This window comes from Priestia sp. SRI_019 (assembly GCF_057586255.1).
The window spans coordinates 14,299-33,966 of sequence record NZ_JBYCZN010000013.1 but is presented as its reverse complement, the minus strand read 5'-3'; the positions used below and the strand labels follow the sequence as shown (position 1 = coordinate 33,966).

The 19,668-nt window shown below is 33.1% G+C and carries 21 protein-coding genes; 8 read left to right on the top strand and 13 right to left on the bottom strand.

Annotated elements, in window-relative coordinates; genetic code table 11:
- Positions 1–127 precede the first annotated feature (127 nt).
- The 5 genes from AC2YJL_RS26815 to AC2YJL_RS26795 all read right to left on the bottom strand — a co-directional run bounded on the left by AC2YJL_RS26815 (position 128) and on the right by AC2YJL_RS26795 (position 4,717).
- Positions 128–1,183, bottom strand: coding sequence for an ecdysteroid 22-kinase family protein (locus AC2YJL_RS26815; protein ID WP_230933875.1), 1,056 nt, complete (start codon positions 1,181–1,183; stop codon positions 128–130).
- A 5-nt stretch (positions 1,184–1,188) separates the two neighbouring features.
- Positions 1,189–2,364 carry a carboxylate--amine ligase gene (locus AC2YJL_RS26810; protein WP_230933874.1) on the bottom strand — a complete coding sequence of 392 codons (1,176 nt, stop codon included), beginning with the start codon at positions 2,362–2,364 and terminating at the stop codon, positions 1,189–1,191.
- Between the two features lie 3 nt (positions 2,365–2,367).
- A complete protein-coding gene (locus AC2YJL_RS26805) occupies positions 2,368–3,672 on the bottom strand; it encodes a glycosyltransferase family 4 protein (RefSeq protein ID WP_230933873.1) in 1,305 nt (434 codons plus the stop codon).
- A complete protein-coding gene (locus AC2YJL_RS26800) occupies positions 3,669–4,325 on the bottom strand; it encodes a PIG-L deacetylase family protein (protein WP_088568282.1) in 657 nt (218 codons plus the stop codon). Before AC2YJL_RS26800 ends, AC2YJL_RS26805 begins: the two co-directional genes overlap by 4 nt.
- Positions 4,326–4,567: 242 nt before the next feature.
- The gene (locus AC2YJL_RS26795; protein ID WP_230933872.1) at positions 4,568–4,717 is read right to left on the bottom strand and encodes a hypothetical protein; all 150 of its coding nucleotides are present in this window, start codon (positions 4,715–4,717) and stop codon (positions 4,568–4,570) included.
- A gap of 369 nt (positions 4,718–5,086) precedes the next feature.
- Between AC2YJL_RS26795 and AC2YJL_RS26790 the strand changes: the two genes are divergently transcribed.
- Positions 5,087–5,632, top strand: coding sequence for a protein kinase family protein (locus tag AC2YJL_RS26790; protein ID WP_088568291.1), 546 nt, complete (start codon positions 5,087–5,089; stop codon positions 5,630–5,632).
- A gap of 143 nt (positions 5,633–5,775) precedes the next feature.
- Here the strand turns inward: AC2YJL_RS26790 and AC2YJL_RS26785 are convergent, their stop codons facing one another.
- Positions 5,776–6,597 (bottom strand): YncE family protein, encoded by an 822-nt coding sequence (locus tag AC2YJL_RS26785; protein WP_230933871.1) that lies wholly within the window; start codon positions 6,595–6,597, stop codon positions 5,776–5,778.
- A gap of 294 nt (positions 6,598–6,891) precedes the next feature.
- Between AC2YJL_RS26785 and AC2YJL_RS26780 the strand changes: the two genes are divergently transcribed.
- The 3 genes from AC2YJL_RS26780 to AC2YJL_RS26770 all read left to right on the top strand — a co-directional run bounded on the left by AC2YJL_RS26780 (position 6,892) and on the right by AC2YJL_RS26770 (position 8,260).
- Positions 6,892–7,107 (top strand): spore coat protein, encoded by a 216-nt coding sequence (locus AC2YJL_RS26780; RefSeq protein WP_230933870.1) that lies wholly within the window; start codon positions 6,892–6,894, stop codon positions 7,105–7,107.
- A gap of 138 nt (positions 7,108–7,245) precedes the next feature.
- Entirely contained in the window at positions 7,246–7,806 is a 561-nt protein-coding gene (locus AC2YJL_RS26775) for a spore coat protein (protein ID WP_251569168.1), read from the top strand.
- 25 nt (positions 7,807–7,831) lie between these two features.
- Positions 7,832–8,260, top strand: a complete 429-nt coding sequence (locus AC2YJL_RS26770; RefSeq protein WP_230933868.1) for a spore coat protein — start codon at positions 7,832–7,834, stop codon at positions 8,258–8,260.
- A gap of 206 nt (positions 8,261–8,466) precedes the next feature.
- Here AC2YJL_RS26770 and AC2YJL_RS26765 read toward each other — a convergent pair whose 3' ends face one another.
- Positions 8,467–8,901, bottom strand: coding sequence for a hypothetical protein (locus AC2YJL_RS26765; RefSeq protein ID WP_230933867.1), 435 nt, complete (start codon positions 8,899–8,901; stop codon positions 8,467–8,469).
- Between the two features lie 276 nt (positions 8,902–9,177).
- Here AC2YJL_RS26765 and AC2YJL_RS26760 point away from each other — a divergent pair, with 276 nt between their 5' ends.
- Complete coding sequence (locus AC2YJL_RS26760; RefSeq protein ID WP_230933866.1) at positions 9,178–10,461, top strand: glycosyltransferase family 2 protein; 1,284 nt, start codon at positions 9,178–9,180, stop codon at positions 10,459–10,461.
- A gap of 1 nt (position 10,462) precedes the next feature.
- Here AC2YJL_RS26760 and AC2YJL_RS26755 read toward each other — a convergent pair whose 3' ends face one another.
- The 3 genes from AC2YJL_RS26755 to AC2YJL_RS26745 form a co-directional block, all read right to left on the bottom strand.
- Positions 10,463–10,681, bottom strand: coding sequence for a hypothetical protein (locus AC2YJL_RS26755; RefSeq protein ID WP_014462120.1), 219 nt, complete (start codon positions 10,679–10,681; stop codon positions 10,463–10,465).
- Positions 10,682–10,696: 15 nt separating this feature from the next.
- On the bottom strand, positions 10,697–11,221 hold the full coding sequence (locus tag AC2YJL_RS26750) for a DUF2642 domain-containing protein (RefSeq protein WP_230933865.1): 525 nt from the start codon (positions 11,219–11,221) through the stop codon (positions 10,697–10,699).
- 146 nt (positions 11,222–11,367) lie between these two features.
- On the bottom strand, positions 11,368–12,084 hold the full coding sequence (locus AC2YJL_RS26745) for a glycosyltransferase family 2 protein (RefSeq protein WP_230933864.1): 717 nt from the start codon (positions 12,082–12,084) through the stop codon (positions 11,368–11,370).
- Positions 12,085–12,239: 155 nt separating this feature from the next.
- Here AC2YJL_RS26745 and AC2YJL_RS26740 point away from each other — a divergent pair, with 155 nt between their 5' ends.
- Positions 12,240–13,322 (top strand): glycosyltransferase family 4 protein, encoded by a 1,083-nt coding sequence (locus AC2YJL_RS26740; protein WP_230933863.1) that lies wholly within the window; start codon positions 12,240–12,242, stop codon positions 13,320–13,322.
- A gap of 34 nt (positions 13,323–13,356) precedes the next feature.
- On the opposite strand, the gene AC2YJL_RS26735 is transcribed toward AC2YJL_RS26740, so the two are convergent.
- The 3 genes from AC2YJL_RS26735 to AC2YJL_RS26725 all read right to left on the bottom strand — a co-directional run bounded on the left by AC2YJL_RS26735 (position 13,357) and on the right by AC2YJL_RS26725 (position 17,099).
- Positions 13,357–14,601, bottom strand: coding sequence for a glycosyltransferase family 4 protein (locus AC2YJL_RS26735; protein ID WP_230933862.1), 1,245 nt, complete (start codon positions 14,599–14,601; stop codon positions 13,357–13,359).
- Positions 14,602–15,205: 604 nt separating this feature from the next.
- Positions 15,206–15,931, bottom strand: coding sequence for a glycosyltransferase (locus AC2YJL_RS26730; protein WP_060747052.1), 726 nt, complete (start codon positions 15,929–15,931; stop codon positions 15,206–15,208).
- Positions 15,932–16,208: 277 nt separating this feature from the next.
- On the bottom strand, positions 16,209–17,099 hold the full coding sequence (locus tag AC2YJL_RS26725) for an NAD-dependent epimerase/dehydratase family protein (protein ID WP_230933861.1): 891 nt from the start codon (positions 17,097–17,099) through the stop codon (positions 16,209–16,211).
- A gap of 222 nt (positions 17,100–17,321) precedes the next feature.
- Here AC2YJL_RS26725 and AC2YJL_RS26720 point away from each other — a divergent pair, with 222 nt between their 5' ends.
- Together AC2YJL_RS26720 and AC2YJL_RS26715 are read left to right on the top strand one after the other, a co-directional pair.
- Positions 17,322–18,542 carry a glycosyltransferase family 4 protein gene (locus AC2YJL_RS26720; protein ID WP_230933860.1) on the top strand — a complete coding sequence of 407 codons (1,221 nt, stop codon included), beginning with the start codon at positions 17,322–17,324 and terminating at the stop codon, positions 18,540–18,542.
- 122 nt (positions 18,543–18,664) lie between these two features.
- Positions 18,665–19,582, top strand: a complete 918-nt coding sequence (locus AC2YJL_RS26715) for an NAD-dependent epimerase/dehydratase family protein (RefSeq protein ID WP_230933859.1) — start codon at positions 18,665–18,667, stop codon at positions 19,580–19,582.
- The last annotated feature ends 86 nt before the right edge of the window (positions 19,583–19,668 follow it).

Here is a 19,668-nt window from a genome sequence, read left to right as displayed (position 1 = left end):
GGTGTTTCTATATATTCTATTTTCAAACAGACAAATTGCTTGTACATTGAGGTAAAAATGGCTTTTAGACTATTTTTAAGTTAATAGTTTAAAAGCCATGTTTAAAAGCAGTGTTTAAAAAGAGTATTTATTGGTATATCCCTAACTCTTTACCCCACGTTGAAATTTTTTCAAGATGGTAACTTAAGAGCTCACCTTCACGGTTATCAACAATCCTTCTTAGTTGAGTATGGAGGCCTCTTTCTAAAGTCCGCTGAAGATAGGCCATTTTATAAAGAGTCATTGGATTGGTCTTAAAGGTAATGCCGTATTTCTTCATTTCATCTACATATAGACGTACACATTGAGTTCTTATTTTCTCTGCATTTGGTTGCCAATCTTTTCTAAAGCCCAACAATAGTTCCACTAATATAACCATATCAAACCATACTGGGGAGTATTTAGCTGACTCCCAATCAATGAATTGAATAGGCCATGGTGTATGTTGAGTGACATTTTTACTACATATGTTTTGCATATGAAGATCACCATGCGTGATAGATGATCCATTTTCAATTAATTCAGGGAAGAAATCGGGTCCTTTATTATATAATTTGATTAATGATGGGAAGTAAGGTTTTATGATGTGGCTAACCCGGTTATCTTTCATTGCAGCATGTAATAGGTTAATTGTTTGATTCATATATTTGACTCTAGTTTGTTTCGTAGAGGTATAAACAGGAAGCCAGTCTTTCCAAATGTTTTTGTTCTTTTTGAATCTACTTTCAAAAGTTTGACTATGAAGTTTAGCTATACTGGGAATAATATATTGAAAGTGAGATGGAGAGAAGATCAATTGTCCGCGTATTTGATTAACAAATTCCATGAATACCCATGTTTCGTTCTTTACCGTTTCTATGAGGTAAATGCGAGGCAAAAACTCTTTTAAAGTTGGATAAGCTTTTTTATAGATATTAATTTCCACTTCATTTTTGTAGGCTGTTGAATTATAAACCTTAAAGATGATTGGATAATAACCATTCTTTTTTTGAAGCAGTAATTTATATATACCACTTCGTTTTGTTGATTTTAAACACTTAATTTCTGAAGGAACAATGGACACTTTCTCACCCATTGAATAAGAAAGCTTTTCAGCTATTTTTAAATCTTTAAACTGATAATAGAGTGCTTTAAGATCATACACAGTATTCATTCCTTTCGCTTACGTTTCCACGCATTAATTAAATGAGACCATGCACTTCTAAAAAACGGCATTGGATCATCCCATGCAAATAAAGCAAACTCTTTTTGACCTTGCAACCCTTGATAAAAATCTTTAAAAGTCATTTCTGATCTTTTTTTCTTTTGAAGGAAAGTGAGATAGTATCTTACAAGATAAATCCATTTAATACCATCTATTTGATTCAATCTGGGTTCTGGATTTTGATTAGTTAGGTATAAATAATACATGTAGACAAAGTCAACGCCTGAGGGACCTGTAAGGCTATGGGTTAGCCAAAAGCGAGGGTTTATTTCAATAAATTTATAAGTTCCATCTCTCGGGTCTTTCTTGAATTCAGCCATGCCAATACCTTTAAGCTTTATCTCTTCAAAAAATGGGATACATATATCGATAAGTTCAGGCAACTTTTTACTGACAATATGAGCACCTGTTCCAAATTCTGCAGGAAATTGATGATTTTTTTGTAAGGAAAATAATGCAAGTAACTCCATATTGTCATCATAGAAAGTGGCAACTTTATAAAAGCACTGGTTATCTCCAGGAATTAGTTCTTGAATGATTAATTGTCCACATTCCCTATAAAAGGGGTATTCACTCCTTAACTGTTCAGGAGTTTCGAATACAATAGCTTTTTTATTAATCCTTTTTCTGAATTCATGGCCGAGAACAGGTTTTAAAATACAGGGGAAATCAAGAGTTAAAATAGCATCTTCAAGTTCTTCTTTATCATCTATTACATAAGTTTTTGGACATGGAATATTATGCTTGACGGCAAGCTCATAAGTTTTGTTTTTATCAAGAACTTGTTCAATTAAATAATTATCAGGAAATAAAAATAAGAAGTATTTTAGTAGTTCATCTCGATTTTTCGAAATGAACTGTACATAATCATCTGCTCCTGTATATAAAACGGGTTTTGAACCAATCTTGTTAGATAATTTAATTAAAAAATCTAATAGTTTTTTTTCGTCTGTTAAAGGACTAGGGCATATACCACAAGTAGCAAGGCGTGATTTCCCTATTTTATACGGTTTTTTTGTGTCAAAAGCGTAAACTTTTATGCCTTTTCTTGCTAAACTTCTAATAATACCAACCCCGTTAGCACTGAGGTCAAGGATAACTGCGGAATGTTCATGATTCATACTTTAATTCATCTCCCAAAAATTGGTATATAGATGTTTTATTTTTCCTATCATGCTGTCTATCGTTAAGTGGTTTTTAGCATAAACTTTTGCATTCGTCCCCATTTTATCTCTTTCTTCCTTATGGTTAATGAGAAATTTCAATGCATTAGCTAGCTGCTCTGGACTTCCAGGTTCGACAATAATTCCTGTTTTATTATGCTTTATCAGTTCAGGAATACCTCCGCAATTTGTGGAAATTACAGCTATGCCACTGTGCATGGCTTCAATTATTGAAAGGGGTAAGCTATCATTGACTGTTGGGAGCACAAAAATGTCTGTTTTGTTTAAGATTGAAGGTACGTCGTCTCTAGATCCCAAAAATTTGACCATGGATAAATTTAAAGCTTTTTTCTGCTTTTCTAATTTTTCCCTCATCTGCCCATCACCAACAATTAATACCTCAACATTTGAGGTGTGCTTCTTTAGGTGTGTCAGTGCTTCAAATAGATGATTATGTCCCTTTCGTGGACCAAGCCTAGCTACACATGTAATGACAAGCTTTTGGGAGTTAGTTTCTTTTTCCTGCCCTCGGTTGACTGGATAATCAATTCCTGTAATGACTGTAGTGATATTTTTATTTTTTGCTCCTAGCTTTATTAATGGTTCACGAAACGAATCACTTAAAACAATAATGTGACTTGCATATTGTATTGCTTTACTTTCAAGCTCTGTAAAATACGCTTCTTCTACAGAACCTTTTTTTATAATGTTAAATCTTAGTCTATTAGATGTGAACATGCCATGGGGCGTGTAAAATAAGGGTTTATTATAGAATTCATTAAATCTTCCTAAGATATTTGCTGTAAATAAATCTTGTGCGTGAAGAATATCGTATTTTTCTAAGTCTATCGTTTCAAGCATTTTTTCGTATACATATATAAGTCTTTTATGATTTAAAATTCTGTCATTGTAACTTCCATAGCGCTTTGTAAAAAAATGTTTTAAGTTTGGGGTAACAATTTCTCGAAATTGCTTTACTTTTGAAGTTGAAAATTGATTAGGAGAAATAATGTCTACTTTATGTCCTTGATTTTTTAAACCTTTACTTAAAGTAGCAATATAATTAGAAAGTCCACCTACATGAGGAAAGCTCCAAAAAGTAGCAATTAAAATAGAGAATTTCTTTTTCGTAGCCTTTTTCGAAACAACTCTTTTTTTAGATTGTTCCTTTGAAACTCTTTTTTTAGAGGAATGTGATTTAAGCCCATAATATTGATCTAGCGTTTCGATTACATAAGGATAGGGAAAAGCAATCTCATTGTTCATTTCCAAACCCTCCTTATAATTTCAAAAGCTTCAGCATAGGGTACGCCAACGCTCATGCCTCTTATTCTTCCTAAATACTCAATACCTTCGTAAGAACGAGGGTGAGGAAACTCTCTCATTTCGAGATCATAATGTTTAAGTGCTCTAAGTTTACTTTCCATGGTAGCTGTAACGTCTACAAAATAATTAGGTTTAAATGTCTTTTCACAAGTGAAAGCACCCCATTCACTAGATGAAACGGTTTCAAAGGTAATCAATTCTATAGGGGGTGTATAAGGGAGTGGTCTAGTTGCAGTTAAAACAGCTTGAAAAGTAATCTGGTGATCTCTATTTAAATCTCCATAGTGATGCGTAAAAACTTTAACCGGTTTGTATTTTTTGATAAGCTGCTCAATCTCTTTTGTTAATTTGTGAAGAGGAATCATCTCTAACTCCAGATTGATATGCTCAAGAAACACTACTTCTTCGATACCAATTTCTTTATTAGCAAGTCGGCCAAATTTCTGAATATGATGAGCTTCTTCCTTTCGGCCTAAAGCAGTAATTACTGAAATTACTTTATACCCTTCAGCTATAAATTTTTTTAAGGTTCCTGCAGTTCCCAATAGTTCATCGTCAGGATGAGCCCCGATTACTAATATACAATCGCTCATATCTGTTCCTCCTGTAGCTTTTTCTTCGATACTTGTACTATAAACAATATATGAGTATATCCAGATATTAGAAACCGTCATTGGCGGAGAATTAAAAATTAGGAGAGATATATTAGTAACTATAGAAGACGTATTTGTTGCTTCCTTTGTTATGAATTCCTAGTGAAAAAGGGAAAATCATAAAAAAAAATAAGACCTGTTGTTAAATGTCAAGAGGTCTTATTTCTTTTTAAAAGTTAAAATTAATACTTAGAATTTAACTTCCATAAATTTATAACTCTCATTTCTTTACAAGTATCTTTACAAGAATCTTGCTTTTTATGTTTCTCACATTTTTTACAAGGGTTTTTATGAGCCTTTTCTTCGTAAGTCCAATCTTCTTTATACTCCATACCAATATCACCTCTTTCCTTACTATAATATGTAACCATTAGTAACTGGAGAGGGTGCTTGTCTTGGATTTTAACAAAAATTTTTCATGAACTTATATGTAAATGGATAAGTATACAAGCAATTTATTCGTAAAGGAATAGAATAATAAATGGGGAAGGAGGAACAGCATGGGAAAACCTTATTTTCATTATCATAGTGACTATAACGGAGATTATAGATTACCTAAAGCAGCTTTCTTTAAAAGGTACGACAAGAAAAAATATCAGTTGCTGAGTGGTAATAATAATGCTCAGATTGTTTTATTTAATAGCATTAAAAAAATCGATTTGTTAAGTGATAAAACATTCGGGCATTCTTCTCAGAAATTAATAGGGGAAAAAGAGAACGTACTTATAGATTTTAAAAAGTATGAAGTAGTTGGAAAAGGGAAAGATGGAGTTATTTATCAATTGACTCCTAATCAATGTATAAAAGTATTTTTTAAGGAAGAAGTATATAAAAAGGAGTTGGAAGCGATACAAGTAGGGCAGTCGTCTTCTATTATTCCTCGTCTCTACGATTATGGACCAAATTACATAGTCATGGAGTATATAAAAGGTATTTCCTTGGCAAAATATCTAAAGAAAAATAGACACATAACAAAGTCTATAGTTATACAACTTATAAATCTTTTTGATGAATTGAAAAAGTTAAACTTTAGTAGACGAGATACAGAATTACGACATGTTCTAATAAATGAACAGGGAAATTTGAAAGTAATTGACCTTAAAAGAGCTTTTACTTCTAACCGACCTATTCCCATTAAGTTACTAACTGAATTAAAGGAATTGAAATTATCAAAAGAATTTTTATTCTATGTTAAAGATGTCCGCCCATCTCTTTATCAAAAATGGAGAAGTTTCGATCAAGAATAAATTTATCGATAAGTATTTAACGTCATTAATTGTAGCAACAATAATTGTGTGGTAATACGTTTATTGTTGCTACATGTTATAGGATAAAATCATTGTTATGCCACCTCTTATAGAACATAAGTGTCCACGTTTATGTTCTTATATTAGGTATCAGTTATCGTATAAATTGACTGATCACCGACTGGAAGGGTAGCAATGACAATATTAGTTGCCCCATCAATGACGGAGACTACACTATTTTCTTCATTCGTTACGTGAATTTGATTATTAGCTGCATTAACATCAATTATAAATGGTTGATCTATGACGGGCACTATCCCAATCACGGCGTTTGTTCCTGCATCAATCACTGAAACAGTATTACTATTCTTATTAGCTACATAAATACGATTGTTAGATAAGTTAGCCCCTAGATCAGTAGGTTGGTCACCGACTGGAACTGTAGCCATTACTGTATTAGTTAATCCATCAATGACAGAGACTGTGTTTTTAAACTTATTAGCTACATAAATACGGTTAATATAGGGGTGTACATCTAGATTAATTGGATGGGTTTCTACAGGTATTGTCGCAATAACAATATTTGTTGAGCCATCAATGACTGAAACGGTATCATTACCTGTATTTGTTACATAAACTCTATCCGTATAGGGATTGATTCCTACACCTGATGGTTGATCTCCAACTGGAATAATCCCGATGACCGTATTTGTTTCCGCATCGATGACCGAAACAGTATCATCACCTTTATTGGTCACATAAATTCGATTAGTAGAGGGATTCCCGTTTACATTTACTGGATGTCTCCCTACATTTATAGTCGCAATTAACTCATCTGTTAATCCATCCATAACAGAAACCGTATTGTTATCCTCATTTATTATATAAATTTGATTATTAGATGATTTTCCTCTTGGAGATAAAAAATCACCTGCAACATGCACAACCTTTGCTTTTTTTCCCATTTAACTCAACTCTTTTCATAAATACTGTTAAGAAAATTGTTGAAAACATAAGGCACTTACCTTATGTACAAATATATGATGTTAAATTTATTTTATTATCTTAAATTTTCAGAAGAACGATATGACTATTAGAGTTAACCTAAGGTAGAAATATTGCTGTTTTATTTAAATGAAAATATAGGTGAATAAAAAATCGCTTCAATAACACATGAAAATACTGGGGAATTGTTGCCTTTTAGGCCATTCTTGCATATGTTGTTATGAATACGACCTTATACAAAAGGAGCGATTAATATGAGTGATTCACCCAAAAGACCGGAGATTGTTCCAAATAAGTTAATGGACTTATTAGTAAATGATGTTTTTTCTAAACATGGCATAGATAAAGAACAAATCAAAGGAAAACTATCTGAAGAGAAGAAACAAATGCTTAAAGAGATGGTTGAAGATTTATCACAACGAGTGGATGAGTTTGTAAAACAAACAAATGCTGCCAACAAAAAGAAATAAATTATACTATTCATAAACGCCGTCAAATAGGCGTTTTTGTTGTTTTTTAAAATGGTTGCACTCAATGATCAATTGGCCCAATCCTATTGATTGGTATGTTCATATATTAATACATACCATGAAAAAGGAGTGTTAGTTATGTCATCTAAAAAGTATTATTCTTACGATGTAAAGAAAAAATGCAAAAGCAGACATAAAAAAGATGATTCTAAGAAGCATTGTAAAGATGGCTGTAAAGTAGATCACTATGAAAGTGAATCTACAGAATATGATTACTATAATAGTCGTGAGAGTTTCGAAAGCAACGAGAGCTTCGAAAATTTTAATGCAGAAGTAGTTCAAGATGCAGATCAACTTTCTTTAATTGATCAAGAATCAGATGAATTAATTTGGATTAAGGATTCTTGCGATATTAATGTCACTACAACAGATACTCAAGCAGCTATCGGTATTCAAGTGGCTATCCAAGTAGCAATCGCTATTGTAATCCGTATTGCCATCGGCGATACTGCTCAAAAAGATGGTGTGCTTCAAGACTTATTACAGCTATCTGAAATAGAGCAAACCAATAAACAAAAGATTTATATTGAGAATTCTAAAGACGTAGAAATTACAACGACAGATACAGATGTGGCTCTTAACGTTCAAGTATTGTTACAAGTACTAGTAGCTATTATTGTACTTGTCGATGTTCTTTAATTAAAAATTAAAAGAGGTGAGAAAAATGGGTGAAAGAAAATGGAGAGCACTAGACCATTGTGAAAATAAACGGTTCAGTGGTAGAGACGTATGGCAAGAAGCTGATCAAATAGCTGCTACTGAACAAAAATCTTTTGAGAAAATTATTGTTAAAGATTCAGAAGGTGTTAGAGTACAAACGACAGATACTCAAATTGCAGCGACCATTCAAGTAGCTTTACAGATAGCTATTGCAGTAGTGGTCCGTATTACAATCGGTGATAACACACAAGGAGACAGCGTTGTTGAAGAACTGAAACAATTTGCTAGTATTAAACAAAAAAATTCTCAAAAAACAATTATTGAAAACTCTACAAATGTAAATGTTACAGCTACTGACACAGATATCGCTGTAAATCTTCAAGTACTACTACAAGTACTAATTGCTATTTTAGTTACACTTGACATCCTTTAATATGTAACTAACCTTCCGAGCGTAAAAACAAGGAAGGGAAATTATTGTAATCCTATATAGGAAAACAGAATAAAGAGGAGTTTTTATTCTGTGAATGCATTTAGCTAAATTTATTCGTGCATGTTTTAGTAAATAAAAGAAAGTAAAAAAGCCTTCGCGTTTGTAAATGCGAAGACTTTTTTATTACATAAAATTGAACAATATTCTTAATCCGAATAAGCAACTCCATTGAAACTTTCTGGTCCAACCCTCACAGTTCCTAGGATGTTAGAAGTGATGAAAGCTGTGTAAATTAAAAGATTAGAAGCTGGCTTTGGTACATTAAAATCTGAAGCAGTAAATGTGAAAAGTTGTGGTCCTAAAAGGTTGATGTTTAGGGACTCAGATGAAGAGTAGACAATAGGATCGCTGAAGGCAGTACCTCTTACGATAGTGATTGTAACAGTAGTTGCGACGGGGAGAAGGGGTAACTGGCAAGCTACAGTACCACTTAATTGAGTACGAATAGGACCTGTAGCACTTGTAACGTTGAGGCCAATTTGACCGAATAGACCCGGATTGGAGAGAAGCGTAATAGGGATAGAAATAGAGTTAGCTATACTAGCATTTTGAGATGTTCTAGAATCTAATAATATCGTCATGGTATTTTTTAACCTCCTTTCTATGTACTACTACTATATGAAATGGTGACCTGTAGTGATTGGACAAACTAATTACCTTATAGGGTTATTTAAACTGTTATTAATTAGATTAACATCTGATTAAGGATTCTTTTAATGAGAAAGTGTTTAAATTTAAACCATACATACTGAGAGATACACATAGAATGATCATATGTAAAGCAATAATTAGGTGTCAGGAAAACAGCTTAATGAGGTCTCATGATGGTTAGAATTCTCAAAGGCGGAGGAGTATATATGAAGGATATTCATGTATTTTTAATTGGATATGTAAATTCAAGTTCAATAAAGAAAGCTATAGATTCGTTGCATCTTATTAATAATCGTATAGATGAAATTATTATCTTGGACATACCGGAGACTTTAAACCAATTAGGATTGACTTTTGAAGATGCAAAGACAAAATGTATGAACTTACTTGATAATGATTTAGGGTTAACATTAAACCATCACATTCAATCACTGTCTTGTGAATATGTCATGTTCTTGTATAGTTATGATTACTTAGATAATAGTATTACGAAGCATCAATTAACATTAGGTGATGAGAAAGTTGTGATGACTTACGATATCACAATTAATAATAAAGTTATACAGCGACCGTTTTTGTCGAAGGCTTCTTTTCTCCAACAAAATCCCTTCTTTTCAAGATGCCACGTTCCATTTAAAGAATCTGTTCTTCCATCTTGGCTTTCAACAGTAGATGAGCTATCTATCGCTTCTTCACCAACTAAATTAGTTAATCAAACATTCATAGATAAAACCAGTAGTAATCTTCAAAAGTTAAATTTTATAGAGAAGTATCAGCAAAGGTTAGAGAAACAGAACTTAGCTCCTTCAATTGCTGTTATTATAGCTAATTACAATATGGCTAATTATGTAGGAATAGCTATTAACTCGTGTATTCTGCAAAGTAGCCCTCCAGAACAAATAATAGTAGTTGATGATGGATCAAACGATCATTCTCTGGAGATTATAAAAGAGTTCAAAAATGCTCCAGGTTTTAGATTTTTTAGTAAAAATAACGCTGGAAAGGCAAGGGCTCTCAATGCAGTTCTTCCATACGTAGAAACAGAATTTGTAATGGAGTTAGATGCCGATGACTGGCTAGACCCAGATGCTTGTTACACTGTAAAAAGAGATTTAGAGAATTTAAATGAAGATGTAGCTGTTCTCTACGGGAATCTAAGAGCATGGAAGCAGAACGGAGAAGAAAATATAAGGTATAAAGGAGTAAGGAAAGGACGTTCAGTTTTTAATAGAAATGACCTTCTTTCTTATGTATTTCCTTTAGGGCCTCGCATCTATCGTACATTAACTCTAAAGGACAATAACGGGTTTCCTTTAACTGATTTCGAAGACGGACGAATGTATGAGGATGTAAGCGTGTTGAATGATTTAATAAAAACACATCGCTTGTTATATAGAGATATGACAGTTTATAACGTAAGGGAACATCCGTTAAGTATTACGAAAAAAAATCACTCCAATTGGAGTGATTTCTTAAAATATCTTGACTAGTTTACGCAACCGGTGAAATTTTAATTGAAGTAATTGATGGAAGAGCAATAGTTAAAGGAAGAGTAGTTCCGCCATATCCATATCCCACAGTTTGAAGGATTGTAATAAGGCCATTTGTTACAGCAGTGATAATTCCTTCAACAAAGCCATCTGCTAGTGCAATTTCGACTGGTGTACCAATACGCTTTGTTAATTCAGCTACTAAAGTACTTTCAAACATAGTATGACTCCTTCCTTAAAGTGATGATACTGTTTCAACTTTAGAAAGTGGGATATAGTTTAACGATCCGTCACTTTCGGCAACTGCCACGTAGTCCGATAAAACAGCAAGTAAAACACCTGTAATGGTTTCATTCGGTGTAGATATTTGAACTGTTTGATTAACACGATTTTTTAAGTCGTTTCTAATCGGGGCTGAACCAGATGAAATTGGTAGCCCTGCTAATATGGAGAGAAGATTTCTCAAAAGATCACTAGCAGAAGTAGTAGTAGTGCTTACAAGACCTGTAGTAGTGTTTAAGATATCAGTTGTAGTTGTATTAACGGTGTTTAAAAGACCAGTTGTAGTTGTATTAACAGTATTTAAAAGATCTGTTACAACAGTAGTAGGATTAATAGTATTTAAAGCGTTGGTTACAGTAGTAGCAGGGTTGACAGCATTTAAAAGATCTGTGGCAGAAGTAGTAGTTGTGTTGACTGTTTGGGGTAATGTAAGCAGGTTTCTTAACAACGCTGCTCTTGCTTCACTTGATAGTGCCAATAGAATTCATCCTTTCTTAAAGCAAAATTTTTGCATTATTATCTATGTTTTATAATATGCTTATCCGATTTCATGGTGCTCGGCGCTTTACCTAATTTAGCTAAAAATCCGCATTTCTTATAGAAGAAACAAAAACTAAATTGCTATTAAGAGTGCTCTTTATATTTTAGCGCTAGTAGTTCCATTACGTGTTTATGACGATTGATTACAACTTTATTTTCTTCTTTTATTAAAGAAGCATATTTTTTACTTCCCATACTTTCATGTATCCTTGATAACAAAAGAGGGTGAGGAATGTATTGCAAATCGAATATTTGAATGATTCGCAGCCATAAGTCATAGTCATGAGTATAAAGAAGCGTCTCATCGAAAAGATCGACATGGTCAAATACACTTTTATGAATCATAATTGAACAGCCATTGATAATATTTCCTTTACTTATTCGAGTGATGAGATCTAATTTATTCAATGTTTGAATGCCTAAAGGTGGACTAATAATTCGTCCTCTATAGTTAATAGCATAGTAATTGGTGTGACTAAAAAGGACATTGTTAGTTTGCATGGACTCTAATTGTATAGCGATTTTTTGATAATCATAAATATCATCAGAACTTAGCCAGCATATATAATCACCCGTTGCTTGTTGAATTCCTCTATTTAAAGCACTTGCTGTCCCACCATTTTCCTTAGTTATATATGAAATTTTATCTAAATAAGGAGGGATTTTATCTGTATGCTGAGTAGCTCCATCATTTACTACTATAATCTCAATATTGGTGTATGTCTGTTTAATTAAGCTATCCAATGCATGATTAATATAAGGACAATTAAAGAAAGGTACTATAATAGATACTTTTGACATATTCACTTCTCCTTTCAAGAAGTAATAACAAATGTTTAATTTTAACTTTTGGTTTATAAATTAACAAATTAAAATCGCATTTATTAACATATGTAACACGTTTTACATATGAAATAGAAGTTTATTAATTCTAAATGTAAAGGTGGAGAGGGAAAATGAATATATTATTTGTGTTTTATGTTCCTAGTGGAGGAGTAGAGACATTAAATCGTCAGAGGTGTAAAGCCCTTAAAAAGTACAACATTAATGCTCATTGCCTTTATTATGAAAATAGAAAGAAAAGCATAAATGACCATGGTACTCAAACGTTTGTAACGAATGAAGATAGTGAAATAAAAAAAATATTAGATGAAGGCAATTACAGTCTTATCGTCATTGTCTCAGATTTTCAAGCTTTACCTCGTTTTAGATCGCTTGGGTATCAAGGGAAAATGATTATAGAAATACAGGGATATGGGCCAAAAAGTACAGCAAAATCTGTTCTTACAGATGCTATACCTCTTGTCACTAACTATGCTGCGGGCTTCCTTAATCCTAAGACTCCCCATATTATGCAATTATTAGATGAACTTTACCCCTCGTTTCCAAAATTTAGTTTTAACAATTGTTTTGATACTAATCAGTTTTCCTATAAAGCTGTGCCTACCAGTCATCAGCCTAACATTGCGTGGATTGGGAGAATTGAAGATAATAAGAACTGGAGAGAGTTTCTAAAAATAGGTAGCGAATTAATCCAAAACTATAATTCAGACATAAGATTACATATGTTTGAAGATCCTACTTTAAGCGAAGCTAAAGAAAGAGCTCAATTTGAAAAATTAATTAAACAGTTAAATTTAGAAAAACAACTTTTTCTTCACGCAAATGTTCCGAATGATCAAATGGCAGTTTATTTTTCTATGATAGGAGAATCAGGGGGATTTTTATGCTCCACTTCAAAGGTAGAAGGAGCTCCATACTCTCTTCTTGAGGCGATGAGCTGTAAATGTCCTGTTTTGACAACTGACTCCGATGGTGTAAGAAGTTCAATTATCCATAATAAGACAGGGAAATATTATACATTAGGTGACATTAATGAAGCTATTAAAGAGGCAAAGGAGTTAATGACAGATTCCCAGTTAAGAGAACAAATCCGCATAAATGCTTTTGAACATGTAAAGATAAACTTCAGTCCAGATTTATACTGTGTAAATTTTGTTTCAATGGTTCAATCATTAGGACTAAATCATAGTAGTTAGATAAAATACCAGATCTGTTTTAGGATCTGGTATTTTATTTTTCTTCATCTTCTGTGTGAAGCCTTTTTGCTTGTTCATACAGTGACAGAAAATTATTAACCATTTTGTTAAGATCCCATTTATCTTTAGCCCATTCTTTTGTACAAGAAGCTAGCTGTTTGCGAAGAAAATCGTTTGCAAGCAAATATCTTAATTGTTCGCACAGTTCATAAATATTGCCTACAGAAGAGACTAAACCACTTCTTCCGACTTCAACCATTTCAGGCAAGCCAGCCGTATTGCTAATAAGAACTGGAAGACCCGTAAGCTGAGCTTCCATAACAGAATAAGGCTGAGTATCGTGAATGCTAGGATGAACAAAAATATCAGCTTCTCTGAGGAAATGGAGAACGTTATTTGAAACACCTAAAAATCTAACCTTATCTTTTAGTCCTAAGTTTGTGCATTGTTTTTCTAATTCTCCTTTAATTTCACCTTCTCCCAGTATCCAGCATTCCCAATCTTGTCTGTCCTCTTTCAAGAGGGCGAGAGCATCCAGTAGGTGTTGAACTCCTTTTAAATAAACGAGCCTTCCCATGTACAAAATAATTTTTTTACTCTGTTTAGGTCCTATAAGAGGTTTCTCATTGGAATCTACAAGGAAGTTTTGATTATTAATTCCATATGGAAAGGTAACAATTTTGTTTGAAGAAATAGAAAAATTATCCACTATGTTATGAGACATCCATCTAGTTGGACTATGAATAAAGTCACTCGCTTGATATCCTAGCTTCTCAATTATTTGATGATATTGATATTCAAATGTAGCCTCTATTTGTTCGTCTGTTTTGTGAGGGTGCATGGTTTTAAGTGTGAAAAAAATATCACGTGAGAGATTTCCAAGGGCACTAGTAACAAGTGGAATATGAGAAGGTTTAACTCTATTTATAGCGTTTGCTGCTGTGACATCTAGTGCGTGTATAAGATCATATTGTTTAAGATTGTAATATGCTGCGGAGAGTTCTAAGCTATAACGGAATAATTCAGTGTTGTATATCCAGCTCTTCATTGGAAGTGAAGGAAGCTCAGTGGCTAATTTTTCTTCAATATAGGGGGAAAGCTCATCAATTTCTATTTCTGGTTTTTGGCCAATGATGCGATATTTATTTAAATCAGGCGTCTGACTAAGGATATGCACGGTATGACCTAAATTATTAAGTGAATTTTGGAGGGAGGATACAAATGTCCAAACACCTCCGGTATAAGGAAGTGGGTAATAGGAAACTAATAAAATCTTCATTTTATAATCATCCTTTAATTATTTTCTCTCTATTCAATAGGCAAGAGGGAGGGATAAGAATTTTTGGCTTGTAAAACAGCTCATTGGGTATGAGTAAGAATTATATTCACAACTTCAGGATCAGGTATCTTATAATCTATGGGTAATTTAGTTTTTACCTCATTTAAAAACTTAATTAATTTTTCATCAAATAACGAATTGTTACCATCCTTCATTTATGTCCCTTCTTTACATAGAAATTGTAGAAAACAATATTTACTTAAAGTGTTATAAACTTACAACTTTCTATTTACTATAATATGTCCAAAATTTTTAATTGGCACGGACGAGTGCATACTATTGTTAGGTAAATACACTATCAAAATTACTGGGCAAAATTTCCTCTTACAAAGTGTATTAATTTAAGTATCAATACAGATTTGTATGTAATAAACTTTACACATCTCAATGTAAAGTCATTTAGAATAAGTAATAATTATATTTTCTTACTATATACTCCATTTTTAAAATCTAAGCCACCAACGTGAATGTTTATAGAGTTATTTATGGTAAGGAAGTGGGAGGATATAGTGAGCAATTACAGAGAAATAACTGCGCCCTAATCTTATGACGGATCCGATTGGAATTTACGCATATATTTTTCTAGTAGGGGACGATAGTGGAACTCAATAGTTTTCATTTCTTCTCTCATCTCATTCTGATATCTGCTAGTGCCTGAGTTTTCATGCGAACGAAATTTTGTAAGTGCTTCATCATAATAATGGATTTCATAACCATTGACCAGCATACGAAACCACATCTCATAATCATGAGTATAACGAAAATCCGGAGAGAAAATCCCAATTTTTTCAAAAATATTCTTTTTTATAAGAATAGTACATCCGTTGATAGCATTGTAAGTTAAGTATGCATTATATACTTCTTCTAAATTTGAGAAACGCTTACAACACCATGGTATTAAAATTTGATTATCTTTATTAATATAGTCAAAGTTAGTAAAGCTGGCATCTATGTTCTTTTGCTTCATAAAGTTCAATTGTTTAGAAATCTTTTCAGGAACATAGTAATCATCTGAACTTAACCAGGCTATATACTCTCCTGTAGCAGCAAATAAACCAGTATTTATTGCAGTTGCCGTCCCTCCATTTTCTTTTCTTATATAAACAATTTTATCTTTAAAGGAATTAACCTTCTCAGTGTAAGTCGTAGAACCATCGTCTACTACAATTACTTCGATATTTTCATACGTTTGATTTAAGGCACTTTTGATTGCTTGATCGACAAAGGCACAGTTATAAAAAGGAATAATTATTGATACTTTTGGATCCATTGTTTCCCCTCCAAAAAATTGTATTATAACACAAGTGAAACATAGTCTGAACCATTAGTGTTACAGATACATAAAAGCTAGAGATTATAAAGTTAAGTTCATTAATGGAATCACACTCTTGATTAGAATATGCATAAACCTTCTTAAGTGACATGCTTTCTTAGAAACTTCATTAATATAAAAGTCCTGGTTTTATGGGAGAATCAGTATTGTCTACGTCATATAAATCTGAATTTTCGTAAAGCCGAGTAGATAATTATAATGAGAGAAAGACTCTCTAACGATAATAGTCAACAATGTCCCTGATAGTAGATTCTATGGTAATGGTTGGTTGCCAACCCAACTTGGTTAATGCTGTAGGATTTAAAGTGGTGAAATTATTTAACGGACTTTTATTATCTACTTTTACTTGGAATTGAACGGGAGTTATCTTTTTAAATATATTTATAATATCTTCTAAAGAATAGCTTTTTCCAGAGGAGACATTGTATAAACAGCCAGTTTCTCCTTTTCTAAGCAGAAGCTCATAAGCTCTAACAGCATCTCGTACGTCTAAGAAGTCAAAACGATTATTTAAATTACTCACATTCAGATACTTTTCCTCTTCTTCTTTCTCCATATCTGCAATCTTTTTAGCAAAAATTGAACAAACTCCTTTAGAGAAACCTGGACCTATAAGATTTGATGGTTTAGCGACAACAATATTCATATTATATAGATTGGACCAAAATTGAGAAATGAGGGTTTGAATGGTCTTACTCAAGCCATATGGATGATTAAAAGTTGCTGGAGATGTTGGATCAAACTGAAGAGCTGAACCTACAATAACAGCTTTACAGGAAGGCATTTCTTTTCTAAGAGCATCAAGTAAGTATGCTGTAGCCATTGCATTTACTTCTAAAGATTGAATGGGATTATCCCAGGATGACCCTACAGTATTTTGACCTGCTAAATGAAGGAGGTAGTCGGGTTTGGTTGTTGAAATCAACTTCTTTACTGACTCATTATTAGATAGATCACAAGTTCTGCACTTAATTTTCTTATGAGAAAAAGAATTTGCGTTTGTGATAGCTATGACATCAAACTCTAATTTCGAAAAAAAATTACATGCATGATATCCAGTAAATCCACTAGCACCGGTAATTAGTAATGTAGGTTTCTTATCCATTAATGACACCTCACCTTAAATAATAAGAAGAATTTAATAAATAAAACTTATTATTAGATGTATGCTAAAAAAGCTAAATATTTCATCCGCTGCCCGATAGGTCACTATCACAAAACATAGGGTGAAAATACGGGCAGAGGTCTATAACATTAACAAATTCCATGAATACCTATATAGAGAGACTTTTAGAACGTGAATGTTATGAAAAGAGGAGAGGTTATAATGAAAATACTGCTTGCTACATTTTGGGAAGTTCCCCATGTAGGTGGAGTTTGGAATTATATGCAGCAATTAAAGCAGGAGCTTGAAGGGTTAGGTCATGAAGTAGATTTACTTGGACATGGAATTGGAAATAAATCAGTTCATATTGTTAATAGAAACCTTGAAATAGTTAAAGATGAGCTATCGTTATTAGAAGAATTGGAACAACATGAAAAAAATAATCCTATTTTATATAAAGATCCAGTAGTAAAATTCTATGAAAAAGAACGTATTGGTTATACAAGGGGAGTTGCTCGTTTAGATATCAACCAATATGATTTAATTCACACACAAGATGTTGTAGCAACTGCATGTATTCGTTCCTTAAAGACTATTACTACGCCTATGGTAGCCACTATACATGGTTGTGTTGCTCATGAATTAAATCGATACGTCAAAGATATTTTGAAGGCCCCTACGGCTGATATAGCTACTAAATATTTTAATGAACTTGAACATACAGGTGCCATGGCTGCTGATTGTACCATAGTAGCGAATAATTGGTTAAAAGAAATTTTAATTCAAGAATTTGGCGTTGAAGAGGCTCAACTTAAAGTATTCCATTACGGGTATGATATTGCTTCTTTTTTTAAACGAATGCAGACTCCATCTAAGATTCATCCGCCAGTGGGTCAACAAGTAATTATTTATACGGGAAGATTAGCTGAAATTAAAGGCATTCATCATTTACTAACAGCCCTTAGTGAATTAAAAAAAATAAAAAAAGGGTGGGTATGCTGGATAGTCGGAGATGGAGATCAAAAAGCTGAGTTAAAAGCTCAGAGTAGAGCACTAGGTTTAGGAAAAAGAGTTCTATTTTTAGGTAATAGAAATGACGTTCCTGCTTTACTCTCCCTTGCTAACATTTTTGTTTTACCAAGTCTTATAGAAAATCAACCTTTATCAGTCATTGAAGCTCAAATTGCAAAAAAACCTGTAATAGTAAGTGATGCGGGGGGATTGCCTGAAATGGTTCAGCACGGCTCTACAGGATTAATTTCTCCTGCGGGGAATACCACATTATTATGTAAAAACCTTTATGATTTACTAATAAATGCGACATATAGAGATAAGTTAGGAGCAAATGCTCAAGAATGGGCTTTAAAGCATTGGTCTCAAAAAGATGCGGTTCAAAAGATCTTAGAGGTTTATGAAAATGTTCTTTCGTATAAAGACCGTTAAACCTGTAAGTAAGTCAAAAAAGGAATCCAAATGCTTTTTTGAAATAGATTGGGTGGGTAACTTATACAGGAGCCTTATAGGTGACATATACTATTAAAACTTGAAAGAGGAGAGAATAGTATATGAAGGCTGTAGTGACTGGCGGAGCAGGATTTATTGGTTCCCACCTTGTAGAAGAGCTCATTAGACAAGATTTTAATGTGCACATAATTGATAACTTGATTTCCGGAAAGTATGACAACATACACCCTCTTGCTACTTTGCATATCGAAGATATATGCAGTGATAAAGCGAAACAAATTATTGTAGATGAAAAGCCCGATGTAGTATTTCACTTAGCTGCTCAGGCAGATGTTTCACGATCTATTCAAGATCCTCAATACGACGCAGATGTGAATGTGCAAGGGACTATAAACCTGCTGGAAGCTTGTAGGGATGCTTCAGTGAATAAGTTTATCTTTGCGTCTACTTCAGCTGTATATGGAAATTTACAAAAAGAATTAATTACCGAGCAGGATTTAACTCTTCCTGTCTCTTATTATGGATTGTCCAAATTGACTGCTGAATCATATATACGGTTGTTCCACTATTTATATGGTTTACAGTATACAATTCTCCGATATGGAAACGTATACGGGCCAAGGCAGACACCAAAAGGAGAAGGGGGAGTAGTAGCAGTATTTTTAGAAAGGTTGAAAAAGGGTCTTTCTTTTAACATTCATGGTGATGGTGAACAAACACGTGATTTCATATATGTAAAAGATATTGTTCAAGCTAATATTGCAGCTATTGAGAAAGGCCATCAAGAGATTGTTCATGCTAGTACTACAAAAAAAACTTCTGTAAATGATTTATTGAAAAACCTTGAGTATATTCATGGTTCCAATATCGATGTTGTTTATACGGAAGGAAGGCCCGGCGATATTAAACATAGTTGTCTTGATAGTAAAAAAGCAAGAAAACTATTAAAATGGTCTTCAAAAGTATCTGTTTTAGAAGGATTAAAGGAAACGTATATTTTTTCTAGTGAAAAAGGTTAATTCCAAAAAAATTCCGCGTTCCTTAAAGTAGCTGTCTATTTTATTAATTATATGCTCATTAGCCCTAACATTTTAGAAGAGGTCTG